The following is a 10,837-nucleotide window of genomic DNA, read 5'->3' as shown; positions in this document are numbered from 1 at the left end:
ATGTAGGAGCGAGCTTCGCTCGCGATGCGCCGCGCGGGCGGCGCTCGATCTCACAGGCGCTAAAACTGCTATGGCGAGCCCCTGGTGGCCCTCACGCAATACCAACCCTGCGAATCAGCCCACCCGCGCCAACGGGAACAAGCGCTTGAAATTCGCCGTTGTCTGCTCAGCCAACTGCTCATAACTGGCCCCCCGCAACGAAGCCACATACTCCGCCACCTCGCGCACATACTGTGGCAAATTCGGCTTGCCCCGGTGCGGAATCGGCGCCAGATACGGCGAATCCGTCTCCACCAGCAACCGATCTACCGGTACCTGCCGCGCCACTTCACGCAGGGCATCGGCATTGCGGAAGGTAACGATGCCAGACAACGAAATGTAATACCCCAGGTCAAGCGCCGCCTTGGCCATGTCCCAGTCTTCGGTGAAGCAGTGCAGCACGCCAGCCTGCGGCAGGTTGGCCTCGCGCAGCAGCGCCAAGGTATCGGCACGCGCCGCACGGGTGTGCACGATCACCGGCTTGCCGGTCTGTCGCGAGGCCTCCAGATGCAGGCGGAACGACGCCTGCTGCAGCTCTGCAGCCTCCGGCTCGTAGTGGTAATCCAGCCCGGTTTCACCAATGGCCACCACATGTGGGTGAGCCAGTTCGCGCAGCAGCCATTCCAGCGCCGGCGTTTCGCCCGGCGCCAGGTCCAGCGGGTGTACGCCCACCGAGCAATCGACATCGGCGTACCGCTCGCTCAGCGCCTTCACCGCGCCAGCATTCTCGGCACTGACGCCAATACACAGAAAATGCCCGACCCCGCGCTCACGCGCCGCCTGCAGGGCAGCATCAAGGGAGCCCTGATGGGCGCTCAGGTCAAGACGGTCGAGGTGGCAATGGGAATCTACGAGCATGGGATAACAACACACATGAAAAATGGGAAATCAGCGGGCGCCCGGCAGTTGCAGCCAATGGGCCAGCAACGATTCAAGCAACAACGCACGGTTGAGGTTGGCCTTGCCCAGCACCTTCTGGCGCTGTTCCAGTATCCACGCCTGCACCTCCAGCACCTTGGCCTGGCGGCTCTTCTGCGCCAGGTACTGCACCACCTTGCGCATATCGGCCAAGCCTAGCCCCTCCTCGTCCTGGGTCAATTGGTAGCGCAGGATCAGGTGCGCCCAATCGCAGAACCAGTCGAACAGCAGCAACAGCGGCACACCGCTCCAGGCATCGGCGAGCTGGCTGGGCGATTGCTGCTGCTTGAGCAGCTTCTTCACCCCGTCGGTGACCAGCGCGCGCTGCTCGCGCACGCCTTGCGCCTGCAGGCTGACGGCCATCAGCGGCGAACCGGCCGCCAGGGTCAGCAACTCGTCGCGCTCGGCCTCGTCACTGTCGGGCAGCGCGCCGGCCAGCCAGGCCTGGCTCTGGGCAAGGTTGGGCTGCGGGCAGGCCACCTGCTGGCAACGGCTCTTGATGGTCGGCAACAGGCGGCTGGGCTGGTGGGTGACCAGCAGCAACACGGTATCGCCAGAGGGCTCCTCGAGGCTCTTGAGCAGGGCGTTGGAGGCGTTGACGTTCATCGCCTCCACCGGCTCGATCAGCACCACCTTGCGCCCACCCAGCTGCGCAGTCTGCACCACGAAGGCCACCAGCTCGCGCACCTGGTCGACCTTGATCGGCTTGTCGGCTTCTTCGGGCTCGAGGACAAAGTTGTCCGGGTGGCTGCCGGCCTTGAGCAGCAAGCAGGACTTGCACTCGCCACAGGCCTCCAGGCCTTGTGGGTGCTGGCACAGCAGGCGGGCCATCAGGCGCTCGGCCAGGGCGCGCTTGCCAATCCCCTGCGGCCCATGCAGCAGGTAGGCGTGAGCGTGCTGGCTACGGCCGGCCAGTTGCTGCCAGAGGGCCTCCTGCCAAGGATAGGCCTCAGCCACGGCAACGCTCCACGATGCCTGGCAGCAGCGCATCGATGGCACGCTGCACGGCTTCCAGAGGCTGGGCGGCATCGAGCAGGCTATAGCGCTGCGGTTCCCGCCCGGCGCGTTGCAGGTAGGCCTGGCGCACCGCTTCGAAGAACCCCTGGCCTTCCTGCTCGAAACGGTCCAGGCGGCCACGGGCGGCGGCACGGGCCAGGCCCACCTCGACCGGCAGGTCGAAGACCAGGGTCAGGTCCGGGCGCAGGTCGCCCTGGACGAATTGCTCCAGAGTAGCGATACGCTCTACTGGCAAACCGCGCCCGCCCCCCTGATAGGCGTATGTGGCATCGGTAAATCTGTCACACAAAACGACAGCCCCGCGGGCCAGCGCCGGACGAATCACCTGGGCCAGGTGCTGTGCACGCGCAGCAAACACCAGCAGCAACTCGGTGTCGGCCGCCATGCTTTCGTCGCTGGGCGCCAACAGCAGCTCACGCACCTTTTCGGCCAGCGGCGTACCGCCGGGTTCACGGGTGAGCACCACGTCCAGCCCCTGCTCACGCAGGCGTGCAGCCAGGTAGTCGCGGTTGGTGCTCTTGCCCGCGCCTTCGGGGCCTTCCAAAGTAATAAACAAGCCGCTCACGGGCAGTCCTTAATGTTGTTCGTCAGGCATCGGCCGTTCGGCCGCTTGCGCGCCGCCGGCAGGGGCGTCCTGCACAGGCGGCTGATCGGGTGCCGGCTGCGCAGTAGAGTCGTCCTCAGGCGCCTCGGGCTGTTCGGCCTCGCCGGCACCCGGCTGTGGCTCTGGCTGCGATTGCGGCGCAGGGCTGGAGCGGTAGTCCGCACGGCGCTTGAGCTGGAACTCGCGCACCGCCGAGTTGTGGTCGTCGAGGTCGTCGGAAAACACATGGCTGCCATCGCCACGGGCGACGAAGTACAGGCTGGTGCCATCGGACGGGTTGAGCGCCGCGTGAATCGCCTCGCGGCCGACCATGGCAATCGGGGTCGGCGGCAGGCCGGTGATGGTGTAGGTGTTGTACGGCGTCGGCTCGCGCAGGTCGGCGCGGGTGATCTTGCCATTGTAGCGCTCACCCATGCCGTAGATCACCGTCGGGTCGGTCTGCAGCATCATGCCCAGGCGCAGGCGCCGTACGAAAACCCCGGCGATCTGCCCGCGCTCCTGGGGAATGCCGGTTTCCTTCTCCACCAGCGAGGCCATGATCAGCGCCTGGTACGGGTCACGGTATGGCAGGTCGGTGGTGCGCTCGGCCCACTCCTTGGCCAGCACTTCATCCAGGCGCATATAGGCCTGCTGCAGCAACTCGACATCGCTCATGCCGCGCACGAAGCGGTAGGTGTCCGGGAAGAAGCGCCCCTCGGGGAACACGCCGGTATGGCCGAGCTTGTCCATGACTTCCGCGTCGGACAGGCCGTCCAGGGTGTGCTTGATCTTTTCATGCTTGGCCACAGCCGAGCGCACCTGGCGGAAGGTCCAGCCTTCGACCAGGGTCAGGTTGTACTGCACCACATCAGCCCGACGCCAGGCATCGAACAGCTGCTCCACGGTCATGCCGGGGGTCAGGCGGTACTCGCCGGTGTGCAGGGGCGTGCCGGCCATGTTGAAGCGCCAGTACAGGCGCAACCAGACGGCGTCGTCGAGCAACCCTTCGTTCTGCATGCGATAGAACATGCGGTTGGGGGTGGTGCCATTGGGCACGTCGAGCAGGCGCTCCTGCGTGACGTGCAGGGGCTGCTCCAGGACCGAGTTGACCTTCCAGGCCGACCAGCCCACAGCCAGGCCGGCGAGGATCAAGCCCATTTCCAGCAGCAGCAGGAATTTACGTCTCACGAATTCAGGTTTCCAGTAACGTACGGGCAACGGCCTGCAGTTTACGGGTGAGCGGGCCCGGCGACCAGTTTAGCGCGGCAACGCCACGCACAGGCCAGACACCGTAGACGCTATTGCAAACAAATACTTCATCTGCCTGCTCCAGCGCGTCGAACGGCAAGTCGCAGACCTGCACCGGGATGCCTTGCAGCGCTGCCTGTTCCAGCAACGCAGCCCGCATCACGCCAGCGACGCCACAGCGGCTGAGATCGGCCGTGAGCAGTACGCCATCGCGCACCAGGAACAGATTGCTGTACACCCCTTCGATCACCCTGCCCTGCCCGTCACGCATCAGGCCTTCGGCATGTTCGCTGTCCTGCCATTCGGCACGGGCCAGTACCTGCTCCAGGCGGTTGAGATGTTTGAGGCCAGCCAGCAGCGGTTGTTCCCCAAGCCGGGTCTGGCACGGGAACAAGCGCACGCCGCGTTCGGCATGTTCGACAGGATAGCTGGGCAACGGGCTGCTCTGCAGGATACGTCGCGGCGCGACACCGGCAACCGGGGCGTAACCGCGCTGGCTGTCGCCACGGGTAATGATGAGTTTGGCCACACCATCACCGAGCTGGCTGGCATAGCGCAGGAGTTCGTCGCGCACCAGCGCCAGGTCGGCGCTGATCGCCAGGCGCTGGCAACCCAGCGCCAGGCGTGCAAGATGGCCGTCCAGCAGGCTGGGCCGGCCGCCGCGCACGGCGATGGTCTCGAACAGGCCATCGCCGTAGGCCAGGCCGCGGTTCTGCAGGTTGACTGCAGCCGCCGGCTGGCCATCGATCCAGCTGTGCATCAACCGGCGAACCGGCGGAATACCAGCGAACCGTTGGTGCCACCAAAGCCGAACGAGTTGGACAGCACCACATCGATCGGCATGCTGCGCGCCTGGTGCGGCACGAAGTCGAGGTCGCAGCCTTCGTCCGGCTCGTCCAGGTTGATGGTGGGCGGAGCCATCTGGCTGTTGATCGCCAGCACGCTGAAGATCGCTTCCACGGCACCGGCGGCGCCCAGCAGGTGGCCGGTCATCGACTTGGTCGAGCTGACCGCCAGCTTGTAGGCATGCTCACCGAACACGCGCTTGATCGCCGCCACTTCGGCCACGTCGCCCGCCGGGGTCGAGGTGCCGTGGGCGTTGATGTAGCTGACCTCTTCCGGCTGGATGCCGGCATCGCGCAGGGCGTTGCCCATGCAGCGGGCAGCGCCTTCGCCGGTGTCGGGTGGCGAAGTCATGTGGTAGGCGTCGCCGCTCATGCCAAAGCCGACCAGCTCGGCATAGATGGTCGCGCCGCGTGCCTGGGCATGCTCCAGCTCTTCGAGCACCAGGGCACCGGCACCGTCGGACAGCACGAAGCCGTCACGGCCCTTGTCCCATGGGCGGCTTGCCCGGCTTGGCTCGTCGTTGCGGGTGGACAGTGCACGCGAGGCACCGAAACCGCCCATGCCGAGGCCGCAGGCGGCCATTTCGGCGCCGCCGGCGATCATCACGTCGGCTTCACCGTAAGCGATGTTGCGCGCAGCCATGCCGATGCAATGGGTGCCCGTGGTGCAGGCAGTGGCAATGGCGTAGTTCGGCCCTTGCAACCCCAGGTGGATCGACAGGAAGCCGGAGATCATGTTGATGATCGAGCCTGGCACGAAGAACGGCGAAATACGACGCGGCCCCGAATCGTGCAGGGTGCGGCTGGTTTCTTCGATGTTGGTCAGGCCACCGATACCCGAGCCCATGGCCACACCAATACGCTGGCGGTTGGCGTCGGTGACTTCCAGGCCGGCATTACGCACCGCCTGGAACCCTGCCGCCAGGCCGTACTGGATGAACAGATCGAGCTTGCGGGCCTCTTTGGCCGACAGGTATTGCTCGACCTCGAAGCCTTTCACCGAGCCGCCAAAACGGGTGGAGTAGGCAGACAGGTCCGTGTGTTCGATCGGACCGATGCCACTGCGGCCAGCCAGAATGCCCTGCCAGGTGCTCGGTACATCGGTACCCAGTGGCGACAGCATACCCATACCGGTGACCACGACGCGTCTACGCGACACAGTACTCTCCTTTTTCTAATCACAGAGTTTCTTGCCATTGCATTACAAGCAATGGAATGAAATGGCAACAAGCTCTAGGTGCTCGGTGAACGAGGCCGACCTGCAAAATGCAGGGCGCTCGCAAAGAAAAAACCGCACGCCGGCAAAGGCAGTGCGGTTTTTCCCGACAAGAAGCGTCGACTACAGCGTCTTAGGCCTGGTGGCTTTTGACGTAGTCTACAGCAGCTTGAACGGTAGTGATCTTCTCGGCTTCTTCGTCAGGGATTTCGGTCTCGAATTCCTCTTCCAGAGCCATCACCAGCTCAACGGTGTCAAGCGAATCGGCACCCAGGTCATCGACGAAGGACTTCTCGAGAGTCACTTCCTCTTCCTTGACGCCCAGTTGCTCGGCGACGATTTTCTTGACGCGTTCTTCGATGGTGCTCATACCTAGTTTTCACTCCTAATGGACATATGTCAGGCAGCTGGCCGGTGGCTAATTTTATAGAAAGACGTTCGCTTTTCAAGCTAAACGCACTTTCACACCAGTCACCACACCCGCTGCCTGGAATCTGGTTGCAGCTTTATAACGGATTTTAGGCTCGCAGTATGACTTTTTTTTTACGAAATCCGTCCCATTGAGTTGCAGTGTTACATGTACATCCCGCCGTTGACCGGCACGGTGGCGCCGGTAACGTAGGCTGCGCCGTCGGATGCCAGGAACGAAACCACCTTGGCAATTTCGTCGGCCTGGCCCAGGCGGCCCAGCGGGATCTGGGTCTGCAGGGCTTCGCGCTGCGCTTCTGGCAGCTCGCGGGTCATGTCGGTGTCGATGAAGCCCGGAGTCACCGAGTTGACGGTGATGCCACGCGAGCCCACTTCACGCGCCAGGGCGCGACTGAAGCCTTCCAGGCCGGCCTTGGCGGCCGCGTAGTTGGCCTGGCCGGCGTTGCCCATGGCACCGACGACCGAGCCGATGCTGATGATACGACCCCAACGCGCCTTGGTCATGCCGCGCAGCACACCCTTGGACAGACGGTAGAGGCTGTTCAGATTGGTATCGATCACGTCGAACCACTCGTCGTCCTTCATGCGCAGCATGAGGTTGTCGCGGGTGATACCGGCGTTGTTGACCAGGATGGCCGGTGCGCCGAACTGCTCACCGATGGCGGCCAGTACAGCCTCAACCGATTCGGCGCTGGTCACGTTCAGTTCCATGCCAGTACCGGCGATGCCGTGCTCTTTCAGGGTGGCAGCAATGCGCTCGGCGCCGGAAGCCGAAGTGGCAGTGCCGATCACGGTCGCGCCCTGGCGACCCAGTTCGAGGGCGATGGCCTGGCCAATGCCACGGCTGGCGCCGGTGACCAGTGCAACTTTACCTTGCAGGCTCATGCAAGCTTCTCCAAATCAGGCCAGTGCCGCGCGGGTGGCGGCAACGGCGTCAGGGGTATTGAGGTTGTAGGTGGTCACGCCGTCGGCGCAACGCTTGTTCAAGCCCGCCAGAACCTTGCCCGGGCCGCACTCGACCAGGTTGACCGCACCGTTCGCGGCCAGGGTCTGCACGCATTCGACCCAGCGCACCGGCTGGTACAGCTGTGCCAGCAGGTCGTGCTTGAGGGCGCCGAGATCAGCGGCAACGGCAGCGGTGACGTTCTGCACCACAGGAATTTGCGGAGCCTGCCATTCGATGGCGTTGACCGCCTCGGCAAAGCGCTCGGCAGCCGGTTTCATCAGCGCGCAGTGCGACGGCACGCTGACCGCCAGCGGCAGGGCGCGCTTGGCACCCTTGGCCTTGCACAGCTCGATGGCGCGATCGACGGCGGCCTTGTTGCCGGCGATGACCACCTGGCCTGGCGAGTTGAAGTTGACCGCGCTGACCACTTGGTCCTCGGCCGCTTCGGCGCAGATTTCCACGACCACGGCGTCATCCAGGCCGAGAATGGCGGCCATGGCGCCATGGCCGGCCGGCACGGCTTCCTGCATCAGCTGACCACGGCGCTCGACCAGGCGCACGGCATCCTTCAGGCTCAGGCTGCCAGCGGCAACCAGGGCGCTGTATTCACCCAGGCTGTGACCAGAGACGAAGGCCGGCCTGGCACCGCCCTCTTCCAGCCACAGGCGCCACAGCGCGATGGACGCGGTGAGGATGGCCGGCTGGGTCTTGTCGGTCTGGTTGAGTTGCTCTTCCGGGCCTTCCTGGACCAGCTTCCACAGGTCGTAACCGAGTGCCTCGGACGCTTCCTTGAAGGTTTCGATGATCACTGGCTTCTCGGCGCCGAGCTCGGCGAGCATGCCCAGCGACTGGGAACCTTGACCGGGAAAGACGAATGCGAGAGATGCAGACATTGAACAAGCCCTTATGATCTTGTCGTCGGATAGGGTGCGCCAGGCCCTGGGCCAGGCGCGGAATCTGAAAGCTTGGATGGATACGCAGACCAAGCGGTCACATTTAAGCACTTCATCAGCGATATGCCTAAGGTCTTTGTTCCTTCAGTGACGGCCCTTTCGCGGGTGAACCCGCTCCCACAGGATTACCCCAGGCCTGAAGGTCGTGGGGCACCTGTGGGAGCGGGTTTACCCGCGAAGGTGTCGGCACAGGCTACAACAGCAAATCCTCCAGCCGCCCATGCAAGCGCTGCGGCAGGTTTTCCTGGATCTCGATCAACGCCCGCTGGATGGCACTCTGGAAGCCCTGCACCCCCGCCGAGCCATGGCTCTTGATGACGATGCCCTGCAACCCCAGGAAGCTCGCACCATTGTGCCGCGCCGGCGCCAGGTCGGCCTGCAGGCGCTTGAGCAGTGGCATGGCCACGGCCCCGGCTGCCCGCGACAACACGCCGCCCTTGAACAACTGCTCGATGCGCGCACCGATCATCGTCGCCAGCCCTTCACTGGACTTGAGCAGGATGTTGCCGACGAACCCGTCGCAAACCACCACATCGGCTTCGCCGCGATACAACCCGTCACCTTCGACGAAGCCTATGTAGTTGAGCCCGCGGGCGTTCTGCAACAGGCTGGCCGCCAGCTTGACCTGCTGGTTGCCCTTGATGTCTTCAGTACCGATGTTCAATAGCGCCACGCGCGGCCGCTGCACACCCAGGGCCTGGGCGGCCACCGAGCCCATCACGGCGAACTGGTAGAGGTTTTCAGCGCTGCAGTCGACATTGGCGCCCAGGTCGAGCAACTGGCAGTAGCCGGTCTGGGTCGGGATCGCCGCCACCATCGCCGGCCGGTCGATACCCGGCAGCGTCTTGAGCACGAAACGCGACAGCGCCATCAGCGCCCCGGTGTTGCCGGCACTGACGCAGGCCTGGGCCTTGCCGTCGCGCACCAGTTCGAGGGCGATGCGCATCGACGAGTCCGGCTTACCGCGCAGCGCCTGGGATGGCCGTTCGTCCATGCCGACCACCTCGCTTGCGGCCACGATCTGCAGGCGCGCGCGATCCGCAGCCGCAAGGCCGCTGACAAGATCTTCTAGGAGGGAGGGTTGACCGACGAGGGTCAGGTGCAGCGAGGGGGTAGCCGAAAGGCAGGCAATGCTAGCCTGGACAATGCTGCGGGGACCGAAGTCCCCGCCCATTGCGTCGATCGCGATGATCTGAGCGGACAAGGATTACTCGTCAGCGCCCTTGTCGACCACTTTGCGACCACGGTATACGCCTTCTGGCGAAACGTGGTGACGCAGGTGAACTTCACCGGTGGTTTTCTCTACCGACAGCGCGTTTTCCGACAGAGCGTCGTGCGAACGGCGCATGTCACGGGCAGAGCGGGATTTTTTGTTCTGCTGAACAGCCATAATTGATTAACTCCTAAACGTTTGGGTCACGCTTTAACTGCGCCAAAACACTGAACGGGTTGGACCGCGATACCTCGTCCTTGCTCGATTCGGGCTCGTCTGCGCCCGCCGGCTGCTGGCATTCTTCCGGATGGTGAGCAGGCACGATTGGCAAGGCAAGCAAAAGCTCTTCCTCGACCAATGCCTGCAGATCCAAAGGATCTTCGCCCAGTTCCAGCACGTCATAGCCTTTCGGCAACGACTGGGTATTCGCACCCTCCTTCACCACGGCGTACGTACATTCGCTGTGGATCGGCAGGGTGACCAGCTCAAGACAACGCTGGCAAACCATCTTGACTTCGACGTCCAGCTCGCTGTGGATAACCACCACGTGCTGTTCATCTCGTTCAAAATCGAACTTCGCCTGCACCGTACCGACATTGTCGGAAAGCGGGTCGCAGAGTCTTTCCAAATCAGCGAGTTGCAGCGAACCGTTAATGGTTACGCCACGATCGGCTAATTTGCGCGGGTCAACGTGAGGTGGAATCGGGTCATTCAACATAGGCGCAGCATTCTAGGGATGCCCCCCGCCCCTGTCAAAGGAAATTCGGCGGCATCGTGCGTGATAGAATTTGTTCAACTGATTCAGGAGTCTACCATGCTTCCTCTGTTACTGGCTTCCAGCTCTGCCTATCGCCGCGAACTGCTCGCGCGCCTGCGCCTGCCCTTCACCTGGGCAAGCCCCGACATAGACGAGCGGCGCCTGGATGACGAACCCGCGGTGGAGCTGGTGCGCCGGCTGGCCAGGCAAAAAGCCGAAGCCCTGGCGGGCAGCCACCCCGAGCACCTGATCATCGGCTCGGACCAGGTTGCGGTACTGGGCGAACAGGTACTGGGCAAACCACATACGTTCGAGCGGGCCTGCGAGCAGCTGCTGGAGTGCAGCGGGCAGCAGGTGAGCTTCCTGACCGGGTTGGCATTGCTGAACAGCGCCACCGGGCACTGCCAGGTGGACTGCGTGCCGTTTACCGTGACCCTGCGCGAACTGGACCGGGAGCGGGTGGAGCGCTACGTGGCGGCAGAACAGCCGCTGGACTGCGCCGGGAGTTTCAAGGCGGAGGGGCTGGGGGTGAGTTTGTTCCAGAGCACACACGGGTGCGATGCGACCAGCCTGATTGGGCTGCCGTTGATTCGGCTAGTGGATATGTTGACCAAGGAAGGGGTGGTGATTCCGTAACCCGCCTTGAGATTTTTAGCGCCTGCGAGATCGAGCG

At 63.7% G+C, this 10,837-nt stretch carries 13 protein-coding genes; 1 reads left to right on the top strand and 12 read right to left on the bottom strand.

Annotated elements, in window-relative coordinates; genetic code table 11:
• Nucleotides 1–114 precede the first annotated feature (114 nt).
• From M2S36_RS21885 to M2S36_RS21830, 12 genes are all read right to left on the bottom strand, one after another.
• Entirely contained in the window at nt 115–897 is a 783-nt protein-coding gene (locus tag M2S36_RS21885) for a TatD family hydrolase (protein WP_207832196.1), read from the bottom strand.
• Nucleotides 898–927: 30 nt separating this feature from the next.
• Complete coding sequence (locus tag M2S36_RS21880; RefSeq protein WP_333957838.1) at nt 928–1,914, bottom strand: DNA polymerase III subunit delta'; 987 nt, start codon at nt 1,912–1,914, stop codon at nt 928–930.
• Nucleotides 1,907–2,539 (bottom strand): dTMP kinase, encoded by a 633-nt coding sequence (gene tmk, locus M2S36_RS21875; RefSeq protein ID WP_063911726.1) that lies wholly within the window; start codon nt 2,537–2,539, stop codon nt 1,907–1,909. The genes M2S36_RS21880 and tmk overlap by 8 nt, the downstream gene beginning before the upstream one ends.
• A gap of 9 nt (nt 2,540–2,548) precedes the next feature.
• Complete coding sequence (mltG, locus tag M2S36_RS21870) at nt 2,549–3,745, bottom strand: endolytic transglycosylase MltG (protein WP_063911725.1); 1,197 nt, start codon at nt 3,743–3,745, stop codon at nt 2,549–2,551.
• A gap of 4 nt (nt 3,746–3,749) precedes the next feature.
• The gene (gene pabC / locus M2S36_RS21865) at nt 3,750–4,565 is read right to left on the bottom strand and encodes an aminodeoxychorismate lyase (RefSeq protein WP_333957836.1); all 816 of its coding nucleotides are present in this window, start codon (nt 4,563–4,565) and stop codon (nt 3,750–3,752) included.
• The gene (fabF, locus tag M2S36_RS21860) at nt 4,565–5,809 is read right to left on the bottom strand and encodes a beta-ketoacyl-ACP synthase II (RefSeq protein ID WP_333957835.1); all 1,245 of its coding nucleotides are present in this window, start codon (nt 5,807–5,809) and stop codon (nt 4,565–4,567) included. Before fabF ends, pabC begins: the two co-directional genes overlap by 1 nt.
• 190 nt (nt 5,810–5,999) lie before the next feature.
• Nucleotides 6,000–6,236 (bottom strand): acyl carrier protein, encoded by a 237-nt coding sequence (gene acpP, locus M2S36_RS21855; RefSeq protein ID WP_063911722.1) that lies wholly within the window; start codon nt 6,234–6,236, stop codon nt 6,000–6,002.
• Nucleotides 6,237–6,439: 203 nt separating this feature from the next.
• Complete coding sequence (fabG, locus tag M2S36_RS21850; RefSeq protein WP_063911721.1) at nt 6,440–7,180, bottom strand: 3-oxoacyl-ACP reductase FabG; 741 nt, start codon at nt 7,178–7,180, stop codon at nt 6,440–6,442.
• 15 nt (nt 7,181–7,195) lie between these two features.
• Complete coding sequence (gene fabD / locus M2S36_RS21845) at nt 7,196–8,134, bottom strand: ACP S-malonyltransferase (protein WP_082888261.1); 939 nt, start codon at nt 8,132–8,134, stop codon at nt 7,196–7,198.
• A 253-nt stretch (nt 8,135–8,387) separates the two neighbouring features.
• Entirely contained in the window at nt 8,388–9,398 is a 1,011-nt protein-coding gene (gene plsX, locus M2S36_RS21840) for a phosphate acyltransferase PlsX (RefSeq protein ID WP_075044133.1), read from the bottom strand.
• A gap of 3 nt (nt 9,399–9,401) precedes the next feature.
• A complete protein-coding gene (gene rpmF / locus M2S36_RS21835) occupies nt 9,402–9,584 on the bottom strand; it encodes a 50S ribosomal protein L32 (protein ID WP_003247154.1) in 183 nt (60 codons plus the stop codon).
• Between the two features lie 13 nt (nt 9,585–9,597).
• Nucleotides 9,598–10,125, bottom strand: coding sequence for a YceD family protein (locus M2S36_RS21830; RefSeq protein WP_114170339.1), 528 nt, complete (start codon nt 10,123–10,125; stop codon nt 9,598–9,600).
• 96 nt (nt 10,126–10,221) lie between these two features.
• On the opposite strand from M2S36_RS21830, the gene M2S36_RS21825 reads away from it, so the two are divergent.
• Nucleotides 10,222–10,800: a Maf family protein gene (locus M2S36_RS21825; RefSeq protein ID WP_207832202.1), complete on the top strand. Its 579-nt coding sequence runs from the start codon at nt 10,222–10,224 to the stop codon at nt 10,798–10,800.
• Nucleotides 10,801–10,837 lie beyond the last annotated feature (37 nt).

The organism is Pseudomonas sp. SF2 (assembly GCF_036858055.1).
GTDB lineage: Bacteria > Pseudomonadota > Gammaproteobacteria > Pseudomonadales > Pseudomonadaceae > Aquipseudomonas.
This window is presented reverse-complemented; position numbering and strand designations above follow the sequence as displayed.

What these genes read in the sequence shown, in the direction of transcription:
- M2S36_RS21825 (WP_207832202.1), top strand. Translation starts at nt 10,222, where the DNA reads ATGCTTCCTCTGTTACTGGCTTCCAGCTCTGCCTATCGCCGCGAACTG.
- M2S36_RS21885 (WP_207832196.1), bottom strand. Translation starts at nt 897, where the DNA reads ATGCTCGTAGATTCCCATTGCCACCTCGACCGTCTTGACCTGAGCGCC.
- acpP (WP_063911722.1), bottom strand. Translation starts at nt 6,236, where the DNA reads ATGAGCACCATCGAAGAACGCGTCAAGAAAATCGTCGCCGAGCAACTG.
- M2S36_RS21830 (WP_114170339.1), bottom strand. Translation starts at nt 10,125, where the DNA reads ATGTTGAATGACCCGATTCCACCTCACGTTGACCCGCGCAAATTAGCC.
- pabC (WP_333957836.1), bottom strand. Translation starts at nt 4,565, where the DNA reads ATGCACAGCTGGATCGATGGCCAGCCGGCGGCTGCAGTCAACCTGCAG.
- fabG (WP_063911721.1), bottom strand. Translation starts at nt 7,180, where the DNA reads ATGAGCCTGCAAGGTAAAGTTGCACTGGTCACCGGCGCCAGCCGTGGC.
- fabD (WP_082888261.1), bottom strand. Translation starts at nt 8,134, where the DNA reads ATGTCTGCATCTCTCGCATTCGTCTTTCCCGGTCAAGGTTCCCAGTCG.
- rpmF (WP_003247154.1), bottom strand. Translation starts at nt 9,584, where the DNA reads ATGGCTGTTCAGCAGAACAAAAAATCCCGCTCTGCCCGTGACATGCGC.